The sequence below is a fragment of the Planococcus citreus genome (assembly GCF_003664125.1).
Lineage (GTDB): Bacteria > Bacillota > Bacilli > Bacillales_A > Planococcaceae > Planococcus > Planococcus citreus.
Genome location: NZ_RCCP01000001.1, coordinates 1,125,479 through 1,146,996 on the forward strand (window position 1 = coordinate 1,125,479; position 21,518 = coordinate 1,146,996).

Annotated in this window: 24 protein-coding genes; 6 read left to right on the top strand and 18 right to left on the bottom strand. The window is 50.1% G+C overall.

Annotated features, from left to right (window positions below; translation table 11 throughout):
* Positions 1-20: 20 nt before the first annotated feature.
* From hslO to DFR62_RS05530, 5 genes are all read right to left on the bottom strand, one after another.
* Positions 21-890, bottom strand: coding sequence for an Hsp33 family molecular chaperone HslO (hslO, locus tag DFR62_RS05510; protein WP_121298580.1), 870 nt, complete (start codon positions 888-890; stop codon positions 21-23).
* 39 nt (positions 891-929) lie between these two features.
* Positions 930-1,139, bottom strand: a complete 210-nt coding sequence (locus DFR62_RS05515) for a DUF896 domain-containing protein (protein WP_121298582.1) — start codon at positions 1,137-1,139, stop codon at positions 930-932.
* Between the two features lie 149 nt (positions 1,140-1,288).
* Positions 1,289-1,735, bottom strand: a complete 447-nt coding sequence (locus DFR62_RS05520; protein WP_121298584.1) for a GNAT family N-acetyltransferase — start codon at positions 1,733-1,735, stop codon at positions 1,289-1,291.
* Positions 1,735-2,616 carry a patatin-like phospholipase family protein gene (locus DFR62_RS05525; protein WP_338324965.1) on the bottom strand — a complete coding sequence of 294 codons (882 nt, stop codon included), beginning with the start codon at positions 2,614-2,616 and terminating at the stop codon, positions 1,735-1,737. The genes DFR62_RS05520 and DFR62_RS05525 overlap by 1 nt, the downstream gene beginning before the upstream one ends.
* Positions 2,617-2,643: 27 nt before the next feature.
* On the bottom strand, positions 2,644-3,321 hold the full coding sequence (locus tag DFR62_RS05530) for an SOS response-associated peptidase (RefSeq protein WP_121298586.1): 678 nt from the start codon (positions 3,319-3,321) through the stop codon (positions 2,644-2,646).
* A 164-nt stretch (positions 3,322-3,485) separates the two neighbouring features.
* On the opposite strand from DFR62_RS05530, the gene DFR62_RS05535 reads away from it, so the two are divergent.
* Both DFR62_RS05535 and DFR62_RS05540 read left to right on the top strand, forming a co-directional pair.
* Positions 3,486-3,917: a hypothetical protein gene (locus DFR62_RS05535; RefSeq protein WP_058382819.1), complete on the top strand. Its 432-nt coding sequence runs from the start codon at positions 3,486-3,488 to the stop codon at positions 3,915-3,917.
* Between the two features lie 119 nt (positions 3,918-4,036).
* Complete coding sequence (locus DFR62_RS05540; protein ID WP_121299516.1) at positions 4,037-5,233, top strand: MFS transporter; 1,197 nt, start codon at positions 4,037-4,039, stop codon at positions 5,231-5,233.
* A gap of 15 nt (positions 5,234-5,248) precedes the next feature.
* Here DFR62_RS05540 and DFR62_RS05545 read toward each other — a convergent pair whose 3' ends face one another.
* From DFR62_RS05545 to DFR62_RS05555, 3 genes are all read right to left on the bottom strand, one after another.
* Positions 5,249-6,892, bottom strand: coding sequence for an SLC13 family permease (locus DFR62_RS05545; protein WP_121298587.1), 1,644 nt, complete (start codon positions 6,890-6,892; stop codon positions 5,249-5,251).
* Between the two features lie 225 nt (positions 6,893-7,117).
* Positions 7,118-7,306 carry a hypothetical protein gene (locus DFR62_RS05550; protein WP_121298588.1) on the bottom strand — a complete coding sequence of 63 codons (189 nt, stop codon included), beginning with the start codon at positions 7,304-7,306 and terminating at the stop codon, positions 7,118-7,120.
* A gap of 65 nt (positions 7,307-7,371) precedes the next feature.
* Complete coding sequence (locus tag DFR62_RS05555) at positions 7,372-7,845, bottom strand: metal-dependent hydrolase (protein ID WP_121298589.1); 474 nt, start codon at positions 7,843-7,845, stop codon at positions 7,372-7,374.
* Between the two features lie 104 nt (positions 7,846-7,949).
* Between DFR62_RS05555 and DFR62_RS05560 the strand changes: the two genes are divergently transcribed.
* From DFR62_RS05560 to DFR62_RS05575, 4 genes are all read left to right on the top strand, one after another.
* Positions 7,950-8,579: a YfbR-like 5'-deoxynucleotidase gene (locus tag DFR62_RS05560; RefSeq protein WP_121298590.1), complete on the top strand. Its 630-nt coding sequence runs from the start codon at positions 7,950-7,952 to the stop codon at positions 8,577-8,579.
* 84 nt (positions 8,580-8,663) lie between these two features.
* Positions 8,664-9,980, top strand: a complete 1,317-nt coding sequence (locus tag DFR62_RS05565) for a hemolysin family protein (protein ID WP_241663049.1) — start codon at positions 8,664-8,666, stop codon at positions 9,978-9,980.
* Positions 9,981-10,095: 115 nt separating this feature from the next.
* The gene (locus DFR62_RS05570; protein ID WP_121298591.1) at positions 10,096-10,455 is read left to right on the top strand and encodes a YolD-like family protein; all 360 of its coding nucleotides are present in this window, start codon (positions 10,096-10,098) and stop codon (positions 10,453-10,455) included.
* A 109-nt stretch (positions 10,456-10,564) separates the two neighbouring features.
* A complete protein-coding gene (locus DFR62_RS05575) occupies positions 10,565-11,455 on the top strand; it encodes a YihY/virulence factor BrkB family protein (protein ID WP_121298592.1) in 891 nt (296 codons plus the stop codon).
* A 43-nt stretch (positions 11,456-11,498) separates the two neighbouring features.
* Here DFR62_RS05575 and DFR62_RS05580 read toward each other — a convergent pair whose 3' ends face one another.
* From DFR62_RS05580 to DFR62_RS05625, 10 genes are all read right to left on the bottom strand, one after another.
* Positions 11,499-12,470 (bottom strand): dipeptidase, encoded by a 972-nt coding sequence (locus DFR62_RS05580; RefSeq protein ID WP_121298593.1) that lies wholly within the window; start codon positions 12,468-12,470, stop codon positions 11,499-11,501.
* Positions 12,471-13,193: a gamma-glutamyl-gamma-aminobutyrate hydrolase family protein gene (locus DFR62_RS05585; protein WP_121298594.1), complete on the bottom strand. Its 723-nt coding sequence runs from the start codon at positions 13,191-13,193 to the stop codon at positions 12,471-12,473. It lies immediately after the preceding gene.
* A gap of 179 nt (positions 13,194-13,372) precedes the next feature.
* A complete protein-coding gene (dacB, locus tag DFR62_RS05590) occupies positions 13,373-14,872 on the bottom strand; it encodes a D-alanyl-D-alanine carboxypeptidase/D-alanyl-D-alanine endopeptidase (RefSeq protein WP_121298595.1) in 1,500 nt (499 codons plus the stop codon).
* A gap of 224 nt (positions 14,873-15,096) precedes the next feature.
* Positions 15,097-16,020 (bottom strand): ribose ABC transporter substrate-binding protein RbsB, encoded by a 924-nt coding sequence (rbsB, locus tag DFR62_RS05595; protein WP_121298596.1) that lies wholly within the window; start codon positions 16,018-16,020, stop codon positions 15,097-15,099.
* A 12-nt stretch (positions 16,021-16,032) separates the two neighbouring features.
* Positions 16,033-16,977, bottom strand: coding sequence for an ABC transporter permease subunit (locus tag DFR62_RS05600; RefSeq protein ID WP_241663066.1), 945 nt, complete (start codon positions 16,975-16,977; stop codon positions 16,033-16,035).
* Positions 16,958-18,460, bottom strand: a complete 1,503-nt coding sequence (locus tag DFR62_RS05605) for a sugar ABC transporter ATP-binding protein (protein WP_121299520.1) — start codon at positions 18,458-18,460, stop codon at positions 16,958-16,960. Before DFR62_RS05605 ends, DFR62_RS05600 begins: the two co-directional genes overlap by 20 nt.
* A gap of 26 nt (positions 18,461-18,486) precedes the next feature.
* Entirely contained in the window at positions 18,487-18,873 is a 387-nt protein-coding gene (gene rbsD, locus DFR62_RS05610) for a D-ribose pyranase (RefSeq protein WP_121298598.1), read from the bottom strand.
* Entirely contained in the window at positions 18,870-19,745 is an 876-nt protein-coding gene (gene rbsK, locus DFR62_RS05615; RefSeq protein ID WP_121298599.1) for a ribokinase, read from the bottom strand. The genes rbsD and rbsK overlap by 4 nt, the downstream gene beginning before the upstream one ends.
* Positions 19,745-20,725, bottom strand: coding sequence for a LacI family DNA-binding transcriptional regulator (locus DFR62_RS05620; RefSeq protein WP_121298600.1), 981 nt, complete (start codon positions 20,723-20,725; stop codon positions 19,745-19,747). Before DFR62_RS05620 ends, rbsK begins: the two co-directional genes overlap by 1 nt.
* Positions 20,726-21,136: 411 nt before the next feature.
* Positions 21,137-21,505: a rhodanese-like domain-containing protein gene (locus DFR62_RS05625; RefSeq protein ID WP_121298601.1), complete on the bottom strand. Its 369-nt coding sequence runs from the start codon at positions 21,503-21,505 to the stop codon at positions 21,137-21,139.
* Positions 21,506-21,518: the final 13 nt, after the last annotated feature.

Here is a 21,518-nt window from a genome sequence, read left to right on the forward strand (position 1 = left end):
CAGGCTTTACATAAAGTGAATTAAGACAACATGTCCTGCAATTGATCTTTCGAGAACACATAGGTTTCGTTGCAGAAATGGCATTGCGCTTCCGCCTTGCCTTCGGTCACGATGATATCTTCGATTTCCGCAGACCCAAGGCCCTGAATGGCGTTATGGATGCGCTCACGCGAGCATTGGCATTGGAAATTCACCGGCATCGTATCGAGCGCTTTGACGTTTTCTTTGCCCAAGACTTCGTCCAAGATATCTTCAGGCGTCAAACCGGCACGCACCATATTGGAGATGGTCGGGATTTCGGCCAGGCGCTGTTCGAGCTGGCTGATTACTTTTTCATCAGTACCCGGCATCAATTGGATGATGAACCCGCCTGAAGCCAGGATGGTATTGTCGGGATTGACGATAACGCCGACACCGACAGAAGAAGGCGTCTGTTCGGAAGTCACGATGTAATGGGTAAAATCATCCCCGAGTTCGCCCGAGACGATCGGCACTTGGCCGACATACGGATGCTGCAAACCGATATCTTTGGAGACAGTCAGTGTCCCTTCTGTCCCGACTGCCCGGCGGACATCGAGTTTGCCTTGCTCATTCAAGTCAAAATGGGTTTGGGGATTGGACACATAGCCACGCACTTCACCTTTTGCGTTGGCGTCAACTAGAATCGTGCCGAGCGGGCCGCCCCCATTGATTTTAATCGTCAATTTCTCCTCGCCTTTCAGCATCGCACCGAGCATGACGCTTGCTGTCATGGAGCGGCCAAGTGCCGCGGACGCTGTAGGCCATGTGTAATGGCGGCGTTGCGCCTCGTTCACCGTTTCTGTCGTACGGGTTGCGAAGGCACGGATTTGGCCATCATAGGCCAAGGCTCTCACTAAATAATCGTTCATCTATTTTCTTCCTCTCTGAAACCGCTTTGGTTTGTTCGTTTATCTTGAGTCTTTGACTTTGTTTGGCGTGACATCCGCGCCGAGCGGGTCAATGACCGTCATATTCGTTACCGTCGTCTCGACTTGTCCACGGATTTCATGGAGATATTCGCGGCGGAGCACTTGCTGCTCCCGGATTTCCGCATAGCTCAATCCGTAGCTGCGCTCTTTTTGTGCCAATTCATTAATGCGCGGCAAGATCTTAATCATCTGAATCGCACTCCTTTCTGTGCGGACAGGGACATATCCACTTCCTTCATTTTATATTATCTCGAATTAAAAATAAATAAATGTGCCTGCATCTTCTGAAAGCACAAAAAACCGCCTGCAGTCCTCAAAAGAACTACGGCGGAGGGCGGTCAATTGGCAAGACGGAATTGAGTGCATGTAACCCCTGGTGCCACTTCGAAGGTTTCTTCTTCCCGAAAGCCGAACGATTCATACAGCTTGCGGGCCGGCGCATTTGCCGTGCCCGTGCTGACGATGAACTCCTTTTCTTTGTTGTGCTCTAGGAGATGGCCGACCAGGCTGCGGGCAATGCCTTGCCGAAACTGAAGCGGGTCCACGACAAGCCGGTAAATGTCGATAACATCACCTTCTTCTTTATAGGAAATGAACCCCTTCAAATACTCTTCCTGATAACCGAGGAATGTCTCTTCGCTTTGCTGGATTTCTTCGATTGTCTCGGAAATGTGAGGAATGTCATGAAACCCCATCAGTTCCGCTTCAATCCGATAAGCTGGCCGCTGGATTGATTGGATGTCGCGTGCAGTTTTCTCTTTTGTCTGGTCTATTCGGGCAATCATCACAAACTCCTTTCCAAACTTAAAGTATTATTCGCCTGGATGAATTTCCGGGCCCGTGGCACCATCAATTCTGCATCCCGGTAGCCTTGGACATACAAAGCCGCAAGCCGCTCCTGATCCCGTTCGATGCCGCGCAGCTTATGCAAATTGCGCGGACGGATGATCATGGCCTCTTCTTGCGCTTCAAGCGCCTCTATGTGCGCCACTGATTCATTATAAACTCGCTGCCGTTCTTCCAATGCCCGCGCAAGGCCTGGATATTGGCGGGCAAATGCAGGCGCCAAGCGCATTAAGGGCTTATGGCGCTTCCGGTAGCTCTTTTCCCGGGTCATCACGATGATTGGCTTGGTCACGCCATCTGATAAGGCTTGTTTAATCGGCAGCGGGTCAGCCAGGCTGCCATCCATAAGAAGGCGTCCACCGAATTCCACAGGGCGCGACATGAACGGCAGCGAACTCGATGCACGCACAACCGTGAGCAATTCTTCCGGGGGCAGCGGCTTGCGGTAATAGATTGCTTCCCCCGTCATGCAATCCGTGGTCCCAACGACGAATTCTTCCTCAGCTGCACCGAATCCGCCATAATCGAATGGCACCAGCCGGTTCGGGATATCATCGAAAATCAAGTTCATGCCGAACAGTTCCCGTTTCTTCAGCAAATTCTTCATGGAAATATAATCGGGATGCGTTACATAATCGATCATCACCGTCCGGTTCCTGCCGCTTTGCCGGGAAAGATACGATACGGCATTACATGCGCCAGCCGATACGCCAATGACATAATCCGTAAACACATCCTCTTCCATAAGCTTCTGCAGCACGCCTGCTGTGTAGACACCCCGCATGCCGCCGCCTTCCAAGATCAATCCGCTTTTCACCATGACCCTCCCCTTTGCCTGAAAGTGTGATCATCCGATTTTCCGAATCAATTCCTGCCCTTTATTCTTTGGCGAGTTGACCGCGCTGGAGACTTCGTACGCTTCCAACACTTCCGCTTCGTAAGGCTTGATGAGTTTCTGCAATAGCTCGGGGTCCTGGACATTCGGATCGAGCCAGGTTTTTTCCGCTTCCTTGTCCAAAATCACTGGCATGCGGTCATGGATATCCGCCATCACTGCATTCGGCTGTGTCGTCAAAATCGTACAGCTATGGACCACTTCCCCTTCCGGCGATTCCCATGACTCCCACAACCCTGCAAACGCAAACAATTCGTCACCCTCCAAATGGATGAGCATCGGCGTTTTGCCATCCTGCCCTTTTTTCCATTCGTAAAATGCATTCGCCGGAATGAGGCAGCGCTTTTTCTTGAAGGCGCTCCGAAAACTCGGTTTTTCCGCAGCCGTTTCCGCTCGGGCATTAATCATTTTGTAGCCTATCTTCTCGTCTTTCGCCCATGACGGGATGAGCCCCCAGCGTAATGTCCCAAGCCGGTTGCGCTCGCCGTCATTGATGACCGCAACGATTTGCTGGGAAGGCGCCACATTGTAATTCTCTTCGTAAGAAGCCTGATCGAGGGCGGCTTCTTCTATCTCAAAACGCTCAAGCAAGGCTCCATAATCTGCATATAAGGCAAATCTTCCGCACACTGGAATCCCCTCCTTTTTCTAAGTGGATTGGCTTACTTCCAATATAACAGATTTTTCAAACTTCTCTAGCAATCTGCTGTCCATTGCTTTAGGTACGCCCTTTCTGCGTATAAGCCAAAAGAATGTTATAATAGAAAGACTATAAGGAAATGAGGAGGAATTGCATGGCTACTGCGCGCGAAATGAATTTGGTCAATAAGGATCTTTTGGTTGAGGAATTGGGCCTCAAGCAATTCGGCAACTCGAATGTATTTTACAATGAGGACTTTTTTGTCCTTTCTCCGTCTGTGCAACGTTACGAAAAAGGTTTTGATGTAAGTGAATACAATCTCTCGAAATATGACCCAGAAAAACACCAAGGATTTGTCATCGTCCGTTACATGGATACGTTCCTAATGGCGAAACTTGAAAGCTTCACTGACAAGATGATGCCTCCTGAACTGCAATTGAAGAAAAAGAACGTGAAGCCGCATTGGAAATTTACGGTTGTCGAAAACCCGGCCTATCATCTCGTGAATACCCAAAACAAAGAATTGCGCTATCGCCTGCAGGAACCTACCCGCAAACAAATTCTTGCGTATTTCAATAAGCTTTAACGTCCAGCCCGCATGTTTCATGCGGGCTTTTTCACACCCTTTTTGCCGCTCCCACTTATTTGCCAATGAATGATAGAATGGATAGCAGAAGCTTTGACGAAATGGAAGTGATTGCCTTCATGGAAAAACGCACATACACGGTACGCGACCGTGAATTCTGGAAAATCATTGCGAGCCTGCTATTGGCTTCGTTATTTATTTTTGCCAATATTTACTCCGTACAGCCTTTGCTGCCGGTATTCGTCTCGGATTTCGGAGTGTCGGTCTCGACTTCCAGCCTGTCTCTTTCCCTGACGATCATCGGATTGATTGCGGGGCTGGTCATTCTCGGCTTCTTTTCTGACCGCAACGGGCGGCGCTCCTATATCATCTGGTCGCTGCTCGGCTCTGCCATCCCGTTTTTCATCCTGCCGTTTGTCGAATCGTTCACAGTATTTCTTGTGCTGCGTTTGATCCAAGGCTTCGCGCTTGCGGGGGTACCGGCTGCGGCGCTCGCCTACATCAGCGAAGAGATCGACCGGAAAAACATCGCCTATGCCACCGCTTTATACATATCGAGCAATGCACTCGGAGGCATGCTCGGACGCGTTTTGACTGGATTTCTCACAGATGCGTTTTCCTGGCAATTGACGTTTTTCGCATTCGGCGTGACCGGCATCGCTTTGTTTATCGCCGTCTTTTTGCTATTGCCGCCTTCCCATCATTTTGAACCGAGCGAACTGAGCTTTTCAAAAGATATCGAGGGCTTCCTGTTCCATTTAAAAAATCCCGCGCTGCTCGTTGTGTTCGGCCTCGGGGCGATTCTCCAAATCGCTTTTACCGGCGTCTGGACCTATTTGCCGTTCCACCTCGAAGCACCGCCATTTTCCATGTCGCTGCAGGCGATCTCCTATCTGTTCTTCGCCTACGGCATCGGAGTCATCGGCTCTCCTATGGCTGGGCGCGCCGCTGAAGCGTTCGGCTTGAGGCGCGTGCGTATCATCGGCGTGTTCATTTTTTCTGCTGGCGTGTTGATGACACTCGGCCCTGAACTGTGGATGGTAGCAATCGGCTTATGCGTGACCTGCCTCGGGTTTTTCACGGCCCATTCACTGACCGCTGCTTCTGTCGGCCAGCAGGCTACGCATCATAAAGGCAGCGCATCGAGTTTATATCTCGTATCGTATTATATTGGCGTGGCGGCTGGGAGCTCATTGCTCAGCCCTATCTGGACCCGCTTCGGATGGAACGTGCTGATCATTCTTTGCGCAGCGATGCCAGCGATTTATGTAATGATCGTTACTTGGTACAGAAAAAGAGCCGCCTCGATTGCATGAGGCGGTTCTTCTAGTTTATTCCAGGAATCTTGCAGGCGTGCTCAATAAATCGATGCCCCAGACGAGCGGCAGGAAGTAGTAGACAGCGAGGCCGACAAAAACGATCCCGAAAACGTTCAGGATAAAGCCGGCACGGGCCATATCGATGATTTTCAAATAACCCGACCCGAAGACGACGGCATTTGGCGGTGTTGCCACCGGTAGCATAAATGCACAGGACGCTGTCACAGCAGCCGTTACCATCAGCGCATACGGATGGATGCCGAGCGCGACTGCCAGTGAAGCCATGATCGGGAACATCATCGACGCAGTAGCGGTATTGGAAGTGATTTCTGTCAGGAACAGCACAAATGCCGCAACGACGAGAACGATAATAAGGACATTAACTCCTTGCAAGCCGATCAATTGGCCGCCTACCCATTCAGAGAGCCCTGATTGAGTGAAGCCTGCGGCAATCGCCAAACCGCCCCCAAAGAGCAATAAGATCCCCCATGGCAATTTAACGGCTGTCGACCAGTCCAGCAAATGGTCGCCTTGGCGGTTTTTCGACGGAATCGCAAACAAAATCAGTGCAGCAATCAATCCGACCATCGCATCGTTCAAGCCAGGCAAGAATTCCACCAACAGGAACGAGCGGGTGATCCAAGCAAAAGCTGCAAGCAGGAAGATCGAAAAAACGATTTTTTCTTCATAGGAAGCGTTGCCGAGCTCCGTCTTTTGTTCTTTAATGACGGCACTTCCCCCTGGCAATTCTTTTAATTTCAACGGAAAAGCTATTTTGATCAGATAAAACCAAGCCACAAAGATAAAGATCCAGGCAAGCGGCACGCCGAACAGCATCCATTCGGCAAAAGTGATTTCAATGCCATAAATTTCATTGACTGCACCGGCAAGCAAAGTGTTCGGCGGCGTTCCGATCAAGGTCGCGATTCCGCCAAGAGAAGCGGAATAGGCAATGCCGAGCATGAGCGCTTTGCCAAAGCTGAAGTTTTCTCGGGACGTATCGATGGAATCGTCATGCTTCAACGCTTCCGATACCTGGTAGATAATCGCGAGCCCGATCGGCACCATCATCATGGCCGTGGCCGTGTTGGAAATCCACATAGACAAGAAGCCGGTCGCCACCATGAACCCGAGAATGATACGTTCTGTGTTTGTGCCGATCAAGGCAATGATGGTCAAGGCAATACGTTTGTGCAAATTCCATTTTTCCATCGTCAAGGCGATCATGAAGCCTCCCATGAACAGGAAAATCGTGTCGTTTCCATAAGCCGAAGTGGTCTCCCCTACGTCCAATCCCCCGGTTAACGGAAACAGCACAATCGGCAAAAGCGAAGTTGCCGGGATCGGAATCGCTTCTGTGATCCACCATGTCGCGATCCAAATGGTGCTCGCCAGGATTGCTTTCGCTTCCGGTGTCAAGCCTTCCGGGTTCACGAACAGCATCGTTAAAATGAACAGCAAAGGGCCGAGGAACAGCCCAATCAGCTGCGGCGTATTGTAGCTTTTCTTTTTGAAGCGTTCATCGTATGTACCTGCGTCTTCTGCACGGTCGCGGTCGTTCCCTGGGGAAGTCGAGCCGGGCTTGGCGAAAAAGCGCAGCATGTCTTTTGCCTGATGGTGTTTTTCCCACATCCAGTTCCACGTCGTTGAAATCATCTCATCACTCCATTTTTTAAAAAATTGTTTAATTATTCCACCCGCTTTAGTGTATCCGTTTTCATTTTTTAGGACAAGTGCTGTACTGAGGTCTGACCTGTGAACTTTCCGTTTTGGAACCACCCGCATTTTATCCATTTTTTCTATTCGGCAATGCTTCGCCTAATTAAGCATAAGCTAAAAAAGAAGCTGCCGGGAAATTTCCGGCAGCTTCTGTTCATGCTATTATTTGCTTTCCGATTCGCCGATCGGATTTCGTTCATCGCCGACGCCGGTATTGCTGTGGGCGCCTTCTTTTCTCATCTTCTGGCCGTCTTCCTGCGATTCACGGTCAATCCCTTCGAACTCTTCACGTTTTCTTCGGTCCGTATTCCGCGATGGGTTGGCATCTCTGGAAAATTCGTCTCTAGGCATTGCGCTTCCTCCTCTTGGACTGCTTTCCCCTCCTATTCCCTAAGAACACCGCTTAAAACGTATTATCACAAGTTGAACAGCCCATAGCCGAAATAAACCGATAGGACCGACAAGGCAGCGAATACCAGATGTTCCACAAAGCTGCCGGTCGATGTCGTAAGCGGCAAGCGTACCGTTACGCGCAGCGGAAATAAAAGCTTCACGCCCCGTTTCGTCGCCATATCCAATACGATGTGGCTGATCATGCCGACGAGAATCCCTGCCGCCAAAGCTTCATTTGGCAGCACCGCTTGAAACAATACTGTCATGAGCAGCAGAAACAGCAGGCTATGGGTGAAAGTCCGATGGCCGAACAATGTACTGATCAGTTTCGATAAGATTGGCAGGCTCCTGCCGATTTTGCTCGATCCGTGGCAAATATCGGGAATCAACGCCCCAGCCACTCCGCCGATCAATAAGATGGCCGGTTCGTAATGGGAAACTTGCGCAAATGCCAGGCTTGCTGCGATGCCGCCCGTGATGTGTGTTTTTCCTGTCATAGCTGATTGCGCTCCTTTTTCACGTGAATCACTCTTCAATTTCTATTATAACGTTTTTCGGGTATGCTAAAGACATCGAAATCAGCAAAAAGGAGTCGTTTTTCATGGGAATTCACCGTTTTTTCACCTCATTAAATGATTTGGAGCGAATCATCCGTGCACCCGGCAGGTTCAAGTTTGAAGAGCATAACGTCGCCGCACATTCCTGGAAAGTCAGCCAGTACGCCATGTTCTTCGCTACGATTGAAGAACGCGAAGGCCGCCCTGTCGATTGGAAATCCCTCTATGAGCGGACTATCAACCATGACTTTGCAGAAGTGTTTATCGGGGACATCAAAACCCCTGTAAAATACGCATCACCTGAACTCAAGGAAATCCTCGCGAAAGTCGAAGAAGGGATGATGGAGAAATTCATCCTGAAAGAAATTCCGGAAGAATTCCAGGAAGTGTTTTTCGACCGGATGAAAGAAGGCAAAGACGAGTCGCTTGAAGGCCGGCTATTGGAATTCGCCGATAAGCTTGACCAATTCTACGAAGCGTTTGCGGAACTGAAGCGCGGCAATACCGATAAGGAATTCCTGAAAATGTACCGCATTGCCCTCAGCAAGATCCTCGACCTTCCGCTTACCGCGAGTGTCACTTATTTCCGCGAAGTGATACTCGATGACATCATGACGGAAGATACAGCGATCGATATCCGCAAAATTACAAAGCGCGTTCTCGACGCACATTGATACAATTCCTCAGCACCATTATGTAAATTGTGATAAATTAAAAGAAACTATCTCGGAGGTGAATCCCTTATTTAAGGGAATTTATTGGACCCCATACTTTTACTGAATTTAGCTCTTCTCGTCTTACTCATTGCATTAACCGCATTTTTCGTCGGTACGGAATTTGCTGTCGTCAAAGTCCGCATGTCACGCATCGAGCAGCTGATCGAGGAAGGCAATAAAAAAGCCGTCACTGTCAAGAAAGTCGTCAGCGATCTGGACTATTATTTGTCCGCTTGCCAGCTCGGCATCACCGTGACCGCCCTCGGCCTCGGATGGCTCGGGGAACCGACTGTCGAACGGCTGCTTCATCCGCTATTCGACTGGCTCGGTGTCCCTTCAGCGGTTTCGACGATCGTGTCGTTCGCATTCGCTTTTGCACTGGTGACATTTTTGCACGTCGTCATCGGGGAATTGGCGCCAAAATCGCTGGCATTGCAATTTGCGGAACGAATGACTTTGTCGCTGGCCCCAGCGCTTTATATCTTTGGGAAAATCATGTATCCGTTCATTTTCGTCTTGAACGGCTCTGCCCGCCTGCTGCTTCGCATGTTTGGCGTTGAGCCTGCCGGCGAACAGCAAGCCCATTCAGAAGAAGAACTGAAGATTATCATGGCGCAGAGCTTCCAAAGCGGTGAAATCAACCAGACGGAGCTTTCCTATATGCAGAATATCTTTGCATTCGATGAGCGCAGCGCCAAAGACGTCATGATCCCGCGCACGCAAATGGTCGCGTTTCCGGACGATTTGTCCACTGATGAATTGCTGGCAGAACTTCGTGAGCACCGCTTTACACGCTACCCGATTGCACGCGACGGCGATAAAGATGATTTAATTGGCTTCATCAACGCCAAGGAAGTATTGACTCATTATGCGATCAATAACGATGTTCAAATGATGGAACTTGTCCATGACCTTCCGTATTTCCACGAAACGACACCGCTGCAGATGGCGCTCGTGAAAATGCAGAAAGACCGCACCCATATCGCACTTGTCATCGATGAATACGGCGGCACGTCTGGCCTGATCACGATGGAAGATATTCTCGAGGAGATCGTCGGGGAAATACGGGATGAGTTTGATGAAGAAGAGGAAGCTGAAATCGTGAAAGAAAGCGACATCCGCTATGTGGTGAATGGCCGTGTGCTATTGAAAGACTTGGAAGAGCGATTCAGCCTGAAATTTGCGGATAGCGACGAAATCGATACCATTGCGGGCTGGATGCAACATCAGCTCATCGAAGCCGAAGCCGGGGATTCATTCGAAAAAGGCGGCTACCAATGGGAAATCATTGCGATGGAAAATCACCATATCCTCAAAATTGCATTCGAGAAAATTGAAGAACCGGAAATCAATGCGTAAACAAGGCTGCCCACAGGCAGTCTTGTTTTTTTTTGGAAAAGAAGTGATTGACCATTAACCATTATTTCTTTACGATAAGAACAAATGTTCTTATTTTCAGAAAGGAGTGGTGAAGATGAAAAAGAAACATCATTTGACGGTTAAAGGGGACGTATTGGACAGAGGGCAATTGAAATGGGGGGCACTGATGCTGCCGGAACATGTCCGGATGCTGCGGGAATGGCGGGCCGATGAACCTTCCAAGCATAAGCCCCATCTCGATGAAGAAGAACTCGGTTTGTTGCAGGAAGAAACCGGCATTGCACACCAGCGGCAATGCATGGCCGAAATGCGCTATTGGGACGATGGGCTGGCAGCCGTATCCGGGATCATCACTGCCATCGACCTATCCAACCAAACACTAGAAATCACCTCCGGACCTGATGTTGTCCGCATCGCTTTTGGCGACCTTCTCGGCATCCGAACGGTCGATTAAAACTATCCGTAATGGCGTGAAAACGGATAATTTCCTTTTTTAAGGTTATTTCTTGGCTACAGCGGGCATATACTAAATAACTTTACAAAACAAATGGAGGTATAAAGTTATGAGCAAAGTGACGTCCTATGCCAAAGAACTTGGCCAAGAATTCAAAAAAGACCACGCGACGACACTTGCGGCAGCCCAGGCATATTATTATCTACTGGCAATTGTCCCATTATTGATTTTGCTGCTGGCCATTCTGCCGTATTTGCAGATCGACCCGCAGCGGGCTGTCGATTTTATCGGCACGATTTTGCCGGGTGAAGTCGCTTCAACATTCGAAGATACCATCGTCAGTGTCGTGACGACACCATCCGGCGGCCTATTGACTTTCGGTATCCTCGGTACGCTTTGGTCCGCCTCGAACGCAATGACTGCGTTTATGGACGCAACAAACCAAGCGTATGACGTAGAAGAAACCCGTTCTTTCTTCGTGAAGAAAGGATTGGCGATCGTCTTGACGCTGTTCATGCTGATTGCTGTTATCGTTGCACTGGTCCTGCCGATCTTCGGTGGCACGATCATCGATATGATCAATCAGTTCCTGAATCTGCCGCAACAAACGGAAATCATCTTCCAAGTGCTCCGTTGGGTCATTTCAATCGTAGTCATGAGCCTGGTATTGGCGATGCTCTACAAATTTGCGCCGAATAAACATTTCCCGTTCAAGGAAGTCATTATCGGTGCCGTCATCGCTACAATCTTGTGGCAGCTGGTTTCCCTCGGTTTCTCATTCTATGTATCGAATTTCGGAAGCTATTCAGCTACTTACGGTAGCCTCGGCGGATTGATCGTCTTGATTCTTTGGTTCTTCCTCACAGGTTTGATCCTGGTCGTCGGAGCTGAAATCAATGCAATCCTACACCGCCGCAAACATGCCAAGAGTGATTCGGAAGAAAGCAAATTGCAAACTGCTGAATCAGGTGACACAGAGTCTTCCATGAATAAGTATTAATGACAAAAGCCATCCGCTGATTCACTAGCGGATGGCTTTTTTTTCATATTTTTCTACTGGTTTGTTCGATGCCTGGACGATGCGCCAGGAAGTTTCGGAACGCAAACCCTTCCACTTGGGTTTCCGAATAGCGTTTTTGCAAAGCCTCGATTAAATTCGGATAATCCGAAGCGTTTTCAAGACGCTTGACATGATCGAAAATGCCATCAAAATCAGATCCTAGTCCAATATGGCGTTCTCCACCGAGCGTACAAAGATGGTCGATATGGCGCAGCAGATCCTCGATCGCCGCCTGCTGGCTTCCGGGGTTGATGAACTCCGGACAGAACACGACATCGATCAAGCCGTTGCGCGAGAACATTGCCTCGATTTGCCCGTCGTCCAGATTGCGCGGATGATCGCACAGCTTCCGTGCATTCGAATGGCTCGCAATTGGATACTCGGCGAGTTCCATCACTTCCCAAAATCCTTCGAGCGATAGATGGGATACGTCCGTGAACACACGGTGATCGTTATTCAACTGCACCACTTGCTTGCCGAGCAGCGTCAACCCGCCGCCTCTCGGTTCGCCGACGCCATCTGCGCAGAGGTTGGCGAAATTCCATGTCAGCCCGATCGACAGCACGCCGAGCCTATAGAGATGCCGCAGTTTCGCAAGGTCGTTTCCAAAAGCATCTGCCCCTTCGAGCGCGAGCACTGCACCGATTTCATCCGGGCCGAGTGTGTCGATGTCTTCCCAACGGCGGATATGTTTCATAAGCGGCTCACTGAGCACTTCGCTGTAGAACAAATCGATTTGCTCCAATGCGTGCTGCCATTTCTCATTGTCCGGCAACTCAGGGTGCACGAACACCGCGAAAAACTGGACTTTGACGCCGCCTTGTTGCAAGCGTAGGAAATTGGTGTCGAGTTCTTCCGCATCGAAAAAATTGACAGGCTTTCCCCGAAACAATTCGTTGCGCTTCGCTACCTGCAGCTTCAGTAGCGCGTCGCAATGCGTATCAATGATCTGCACTCACTCATCCCCTTCTTCTGTACAGGCGCTGACAAAGCCTTCAAAGATGCGCAAAGACGCTGCGTCGCCTGCACGTGCCATATTTTCCGGATGCCATTGCAGCCCAAGCGCGAAACCATGCTCTTTGCTTTCAATCGCCTCTATGACGCCGTCGCTTGCGATCCCGGACACGAGATAATGTTCAGGCACACGGCGGTTCGACTGGTGGTGGCGGCTATTGACCTTGAGCTTCAGAGAATCCGTCAGCCGGTGCAAAAGCGAACCTTCCGCAACCTCGACAAAATGCGAGCCATGCTCTTTCGGCGCACGCTGCTGATGCTGCAGCAGGTTGCCCGCCAATTGAGACGGTGTATCCTGATACATGTCCCCCCCGGCTGCGATATTCAAAATCTGGGCGCCTCGGCAAATCGCCAGCACCGGCTTATTTTTCTCCAGCACTTTTTCCAATAGCTCCAGCTCGAAGCGATCGCGTGAGGGAATGATGACGCCAAGGCCCGGATGCGGCTCTTCGCCGAATAATGTCGGGTCAATATCCCAGCCGCCCGCAAGGAACAATCCGTCGATGTGCTCGGCGAGTTCTTCCAGTTCCGCCTGCCCTTCAATATGTGGAAGCATGATCGGCAAGCCGCCCGCTCGCACAATCGCTTCTGTGTCCGCAAGCTCTACATTGTATTCATCTTTCCCCAATTCCTTTGACGCGGTAATGCCGATGATTGGTCTCATTTCCATCACTCCTAAGTTGTTTGAATACTTGATATATTCACCATACAGAAGTTTTTTCAGGATGGAAAGAACAATCCAATCTTTCCCATCAAAAAGAAACAGCCCGCAAAAGACACGAAGCCTTCCGCCGCTGTTTCTGTCAAAACTGATTATTTATCGTCCTTCGAAGCTCTCCCCTATCATTCGGCTTGATATCCGGCAATCGCTTCGGCAATCGCGTTTTCGATCGGCGTGACATTCGCCAAATCATTGTTCAGGATGATCGCGAAGACCAGCCGTTCGCCGTCTTGTGTCGTTGCATAGCCGGCCAGAGAAGAAACCGAGGACAAGCTGCCGGTTTTAGCCTGGACATTGCCTTCCGCCGCCGTGCCTTTCATGCGGTTGCGTAAGGTGCCGCCGACCAAGCGTTCCGAAGCACCTGCTACCGGCAAGGATTCAAGGAACGTATCAAACCATGGTTCATTTTGAGCACCGGCTAGTAACTGCGAAATCTCATTCGCCGGAATCAAATTGACGTGGGACATTCCGGAAGCATCGCGCAGATGGATGGTGTCGACATTGACGCCAAGCTTGCCAGCGGTTTCCTCCATCACGTCGAGGCCCGCTTCCCAGCTGCCTTCCCCGTTCACCACGCGGCCCATTTGTTTCGCCAATGCTTCGCCGTGGCCGTTATTGCTCAGTTTCATGAACGGGATTGATAGTTCCGCAAGCGTCATCGATTGATGCTCTAGCAATATGCGGCTATCCGACGGTGTTACGCCCATCTCCGTTTGCGAATTTCCGATCAACTCGACGCCTTCCTTATCGAGTGCCTTTTCGAACAAGCTGAGCGCATATCCGGACGGTTCATCGACTGCGATCCATTCACGCGTCCGGCTGCCCTGTTCCGGGATATTGCCTTCCACGATGATTTCATTCGTTCCGTGGTCTCTCGTGATGCTCAAGGTTTTCGGTTCGCCAGCTGCCACCGTTTGGGCGTTATTGGTGATCGTCACATAATCCGTTTCAGGCGACAAGCTGACCCGCACCTCATCTCCCGCCGCCTCTCCGGCGTTCGCTTCCACGATGATCGACCCCGCGTCGTAGTCTTTATTCGGTGAGGCGGTCAATGCGGATACTTGGGCTCCGACATAGTACACTTCATTTTTCCAGGTCATGTCTTCAGACAAACGTTCATCATCGAACCAGCTATCGTCGCCGATCAAGTCGCCTTTCACTTTATGTATGCCTTGTGCTTTCAATTCCTTTGCAAAGCGCTCAAAATCCTCCTCGAGCAATGTCGGGTCGCCTTTGCCTTTCAAGTAAAGATTGCCTTGCAGCACTTTGCCTTTCAGTTCCCCATCGGTATGCAGTTCTGTCGAGAACCGGTGATCTTCCCCTAAAGTTTCAAGTGCCGCCGACATAGTGAACAGCTTCATATTGGATGCCGGTTTGAGCCGGATGTCGCCAAAATGATCGTATATTTTTTCCCCGCTATTCGCTTTTCGGATGCTGACACCTGCGAGCGCGCCGTCCAAGCTGTCATCTTGCAGAATATCATTCACTTGTGCAGTTAGCGCTGCATAGTCACCGTTTGCTCCTGCCATCTCGCTATCACTTCCCATCTGCAGCGGGGATGCCGCCAAAGCTCCTGCCAGCACGAGCAATCCCGCCGCTCTCCATCGATTCAATTTCGCCATTTTACTTCCTCCTCCAAGTGGTTTACAAAAAATGTACCACAAATAAAGTAAGAATTTTCTGATACCTGAATAATCAGAACTAATGGCTTACTACTATTTTATATTAATAGTAAATAAATCCAAATAAAATCTATATTTTTATTCGTTTCTTTTTCGCTAAGTTCTTTCAGCCTAGCCGCATTAAAAAACCGCACCGGCAAATTGCCGATGCGGTTTCTTCTTTATTATTGCTCGATCAATTCCAATTCTACAGGAATCGATGCTTCCACTTCTTCGCCGTCCAAGTGCTGGATAGCCGTTTCGACAGCCATTTCACCGATCATTTCCGGTTTTTGGGCAATCGTTCCGGCAAGACGGCCTTCTTCTACTGCTGCGACTGCATCGTTTGTGGCATCAAATCCGACAACGGTGACATCTTTGCCAGAAGCTTCAATTGCTTCAAGTGCACCAAGCGCCATTTCATCGTTGTGCGCAAACACTCCGGTTACATCAGGGTTTGCTTGCAGGATATTTTCCATAACCGACAAACCTTCTGCACGGTTGAAGTTCGCCGTTTGCTTGGCAACGACATCCAAGCTGTCTGCTGCGATATTATTGAAGCCTTCTCCGCGTTCACGAGCTGCAGAAGATCCTGGAACTCCTTCAAGTTCCGCTACCTTTGCTCCCTCACCTACCAGTGACAATAGGTGCTCAGCTGCCATTTCACCACCCGCTACGTTATCCGAAGCAATGTGGGAAACCACTTCGCCGTTTTCTGCGCTTCGGTCTACAGTAATGACCGGGATATCTGCATTGTTGGCAGAAGCGACTGCTGAAGCAACTGCTTCAGAATCGACCGGGTTGATTAGAATCATGTCCACGCCTTGTTGGATCAAGTCCTCTACATCACTTGCCTGCTTCGATGCGTCGTCTTGTGCATCAACTACAGAAAGAGTTGCGCCAAGTTCAGAAGCTTTAGCTTCTGCCCCTTCACTCAATGTTACGAAGAACGGGTTGTTCAATGTCGAGATCGAGAAACCGATTGTGTAATCGCCGCTCGCTTCCTCTCCGCCTGTTGTTTCTTCTGAATCTGAACCTGGTGCTTCCATGGAACATGCGGCCAAAACCATCATTGCCAAAAGGACGAACATCAATAGCATTTTCTTCATTTCTACCACTCCCTATACTGTTTTTTTACGGTCTAGCAATACTGCAAGCAATATAACTGCACCCTTCACCACTTGCTGGAAGAAGGAGGACACCCCAATCAAATTCAAACCGTTATTCAAGACGCCGATGATCAGCGCACCGATCAAGGTGCCGACGATCCATCCGCGGCCGCCTGTCAAACTCGTTCCGCCGAGTACCACGGCTGCGATGGCATCGAGCTCAAACATCTGGCCCGCTGTCGGCTGAGCTGAATTCAAGCGCGAAGTCAAAATCAGCGAAGCCAAAGCAGCAAGTGCACCCACCAAGGAATATACGTAAATCTTGATGCGGTCAGCATTGATTCCCGAAAGCACGGAAGCTTCTTCGTTGCCGCCCACTGCGTAAACTCGGCGTCCGAATGTCGTTTTCTTCAAAATGAAGTAAAGGATGCCGAAACTGACGAGCATCGTCACGACCGGCACCGGGATGCCGAGGAAATAGCCTTTTCCGAGCATCTGGAAAGCCATGCTGTCGCCAAGCCCTGAAATCGGCCGGCCTTCTGTGTAGACGAGCGTCAAGCCCCGGTAAATGGTCATCGTCGCAAGTGTCGCGATGAATGGCGCCACTTTTCCTTTCGCGATGATGACGCCGTTGATGGCTCCGAGAACAGCCCCGAGGAATAGCCCCAGCAGCATCGCTAAGATCGGGTCAATTCCTGAAGCCATCATGCCAGCTGTCACAGCACCCGTAAGCGCCAAGATCGATCCGACCGATAAGTCGATTCCGCCGGTCAAGATGACAAAGGTCATCCCGAATGCAATCAACGCATTGATCGACACTTGTCGGAGGACGTTCAAAATATTGCTCATGGATAGAAAACTCGGGTTAATTGCGGTAATGATGATAATGATTAAAATCAACCCGATAAACGGCGCGATTTTTTGGAACAAGCTTGTATTAGCGGACTTCAGCTTCAAGTTTCCCACCTCCTGTTGCATAATGCATAATAGTTTCCTGAGTCACTTCCTGCTTCGGCAAATCTGCCGTCAGTTTGCCTTCGTGCATGACGAGCACACGGTCTGCCATGCCGATCACTTCCGGAAGTTCGGAAGAAATCATCAGGATGGCAACGCCTCGAGCGGCCAATTCGTTGATGATCGAATAAATCTCTTTTTTTGCGCCGACATCGACTCCCCGTGTCGGCTCATCGAGGATGAGCACATCCGGTTCGATGCCGAGCCATTTCGCGATGACGACTTTTTGCTGGTTGCCTCCACTGAGCGATTTGGCTGCCTGGTCTGGCCCTGATGTCCGGATGCCAAGACGTTTCACCATCCGGTCGTACAGGCTGCGTTCTTTGTCTTTCGACAGCAATCCTTTTTTGGAAATGGATTCAAAGTTTGCCATGCTGATGTTTTCTTCGACTGTAAAATCGACGATCAGCCCTTCGGATTTGCGGTCTTCGGTCACATAGCCGATGCCGAGCTCTTTCGCTTTTTGCGGATTATCAATCTTTGCCGGCTTGCCATCGAGTTCCACGGTTCCTGAATCCGCTTTCTTATAACCGAATAAAGACTGCGCCACTTCTGTGCGCCCGGCCCCCATCAACCCAGCAATCGAAACGATTTCCCCTTTATGAATATCAAAAGAAATATCTTCAAAGCAATCTTTCCGCGATAGGCCTTTAACCGATAGTTTCACATCGCCTATTGATGAGCTTCGTTCCGGGAAACGGTCGCCGAGTTCACGGCCGACCATCAACTGGACAATTTCTTCGAAGCTGGTTTCGCTGATCTTTCGTTCACCGACGAATTCACCGTCGCGCAATATGGTAATGCGGTCGCACAGCGAAAAAATTTCTTCCATGCGATGGGAAATATAGACGAACGACACGCCGCGCTTTTGCAGGTCGCGGATGGTCACGAATAAAGTTTCGATTTCGCGGTCCGTCAGTGCCGCCGTCGGTTCATCCATGATAATCATTTCCGCATCCATCGACAAAGCTTTGCCGATTTCCACCAATTGCTGCTGTCCGACAGACAATGTGCTTGCGGGAAGCGATGGGTCGATATCGAGCCCTAAATCCCCTAAGGTCTTTTTCGTTTTGCGTTCCATGTCTTTCGTCTTCAGGATGCCTGTGCGCCCGACGGTTTCCTCGCGGCCGAGAAAGAGATTATCCGCAATCGACAGGTGCGGCAGGATATTCAATTCCTGATGGATGACGGCGATGCCTTCCGCTTCCGCCTGCTTCGGCGAAGTGAATTCAACTTTTTTGCCTTTCACTTCCACCGTACCGGAGTCACGCGTGTAGATGCCGGACATGATTTTCATCAAGGTCGATTTCCCGGCGCCGTTCTCCCCCATCAAGGCGTGGATTTCGCCTTTTTCAAGAGAGAAGTGGACGTTTTTCAAGACGTTGTTGCCGCTGAACGACTTGCAAATATCGGTCATGTTGATCATATTGATCATTTCGTTCACCTGCCTCATTAAAAGATGACGCCCGACTGGAGAATGACATTCGCATATGGGCTTGCTTCCCCTGTGCGGATGATCAGTTTGGCGTTATGGCTCTTCGCCTTCAATTCCTCGTGGCTGATATAGCGGCAATCCAATTGCTGTTGCATGCCAGCTTCCAAGCCTTTATTGTGATCGCTTATTTCACGGGCAATATAAGCCGCTTCCGCTTCGAAATCCTCAAGCACTGCAGCCAGCACCGTCTCAAAAGAAGGCTCCCCGATGCGGTAGGATAAATCGACGCATGGCACATGTTCCGGTACCGGCAGCCCGCAATCGGCAATGACAAGCAGATCAGTATGCCCGAACCGTGCCAAATGGCCGGCGATGTCGCGATTGATTATGCCTTGTTTTTTCATTTTGCTGCCTCCATCCGGGAAACGACTTCCGTACGGTTCGGCATGCCGCCTTGCGCCCCGAATTTCTCCACCGATAAGGAGGCAGCGGCGTTGGCAAAGCGGACAGCTTCTTTGAACTCGTTGCCTTCAGCTAGTGCAACTGCCAAGGCACCGTTAAAAGTATCTCCCGCGCCCGTCGTATCGACCGCTTGTGTCGGAAACCCTTCGACAGTTACATGCTTGTCGCCATCGAAATAGCGGGCACCGTTTTTTCCAAGTGTCACGACCATGCGGTTCGGATAACGTTCCAGTTCGAGTTCCCAATTCGTGCCGAACAACTCTTCCGCTTCGGTTTCATTCGGCGTCAAAAAGTCCGCTTGTTTCATCGCCTCCGTGAACCCACCGGCTGGTGCTGGATTCAAAATAGCCGGTACGCCGAGTTCTTTAGCAAGCTGCAGCGTATATTCCACGACCGGAATCGGCAGTTCCAACTGCAGAATGACCATTGAACTTTTTTCAATTGCCTTTTTCTGTGCATCGATGTCCGATTTCGTCAGTTCGTGGTTGGCGCCTGGCACGACGATGATGCGGTTGTCGCCTTCTGACAACAGGATATTGGCGATTCCGCTCGCCCCGTCCGTTTTTTTGACTCCTTGTGTGTCAATCTGTTCTGTTTCCAAGCCACTTAGAAGCTGTGTGCCGAACGCATCGCTGCCGACTGCCCCGACCATATGCACTTGGTCGCCGAGCCTTGCTGCTGCGACTGCCTGGTTGGCGCCTTTTCCGCCAGGGACTGTCGTATATAAATTCCCTAGCACAGTTTCGCCTTGCTTCGGAAAGCGTTCCGTTCCGACCACAAGATCCATATTGATGCTGCCCACTACTGTAATCATCATTCCACACTCCTTGTTGTGCCGCGCAAGACCAGCTTGACCGGAATTTCGTAGAAGGTTTCTTCCACAGGTTTGTTCTCGATTCGCTTGATCAAAATGCGGGTGGCAATTGCGCCCATTTTGTAGACGTCCTGGGCGATGGTCGAGAGGCCTGGCGACAGCATCTCACCCATTGCAATGCCGTCAAAACCGATAATCTGCAAATCATCCGGCACGTTTCTGCCGAGTATTGCAGCCGCTTTCAAAGCCCCCGCTGCCGACACATCGCTCGAGGCGAAAATGCCGTCAATTACTGGGTTTGCCTTCAGTTCACGCTCCACGATTTTCTGTGAGTCCGCGTAATGGAACGGGCAGGTGACGATACGATAGTCGACAGCCGATTTTCCGATTGCTTCCATGAATCCGTCATAGCGGTCATTTGCAGGATTCAATGCTTCCGGTCCCCGCAGGAACAAGATGTTTCGGCATCCGCGTTCGAGCAATGCATTCGTCCCAAGCACTGCTCCCTCTTTATTATTCGAGGAGACCACGGGGATCTTTTCGTTGATCGCCCGGTCCAGTGCCACAATCGGCAGCTTCGTATCCGCATAATGCGGCGCGTCGAGCTGATTCGATGTCACGATAAAACCGGCGATGTATTTCTTCTTCAAGGTTTCGATATAGTTCTTCTCTTTTTTCGGATCTTCGTCTGAGTTGCACAAGATAACGGTATAGCCATAGCTCAAAGCGACATCTTCCACCGCCCGCGCAAGCTCCGGGAAAAACGGGTTCGTGATATCCGGCAAAATGAGTCCGATTAAACTGGAACGTTTCGTGTTCAAAGAGCGTGCGACCGGATTCAATTCATATTCCAATTCCTCGACTGCTTCTGTCACCGCTTTGGCGGCATCGGCGCTGACATAGCCGCTGCCATTCAAAAAACGTGAAACCGTCGCAACGGAAACGCCTGCTTTTTTCGCCACATCTCTAATCGTTGTCATCGCTCTTCTCCGTTCTCAGGTTATGTGTAACCGGTTACACATACTATAAAACGTCCCTTTCTGCTTGTCAACGTGATTTGATATTTTGGTATTTTTCAAAATATATAAAAACACCCCGACAATTGATGTCGAGGTGTTCTAGGCTGTCGAGAAAGTTAAAAAGCCGTATTTTCCGAAGCTTATCGCTCGCTTTCCGTGGGGCGGGAATCGAGCCTCCTCGTTCGCTCCGCTCACTGCGGGGTCTCTCAAACCCGCTGCTCCCACTGGAGTCGAGCGAACGCTTCTCCAAATACTGAGACAAATCGTTGATTTTTCATTGTAGAATAATGTCGTACTCTTTTCACTTATAGTGGATTATAGACTTCTTCAACACTCTAAAACACCCCGACAATGGTGTCGGGGTATTCATAATCAATATGCCAGCATCCGCTCGCCGCAGTTTTCTTCGGTTAAGCTATAGCTGATAACGTTTTTCCCTTTTTTCCGCAGCAAGCGGACAGCTATATTCTTTTCCATTTCATCGGAAGCGATGACATGGATCGGCCGGTCCGGTATTTCATCGTAGCTGCGGATGAAATAAGCCACCGGCAGTTCGAATGCACCTTCGACGGGATCTTTATAGGAAATATTATATGCTCTCACATCCAGCAAGAGAATATCGCCATTTTCTTTCAGGTTGTCTGCACAGTCGTGCTTGACCCCTTTGGCCGTGACATAGCGTTTATAGAAACCGTTGGAGCCGGCAAGTGCCAGCAGCGCAATCGGGATGCCAATACTCATTGTTTCGATCTTC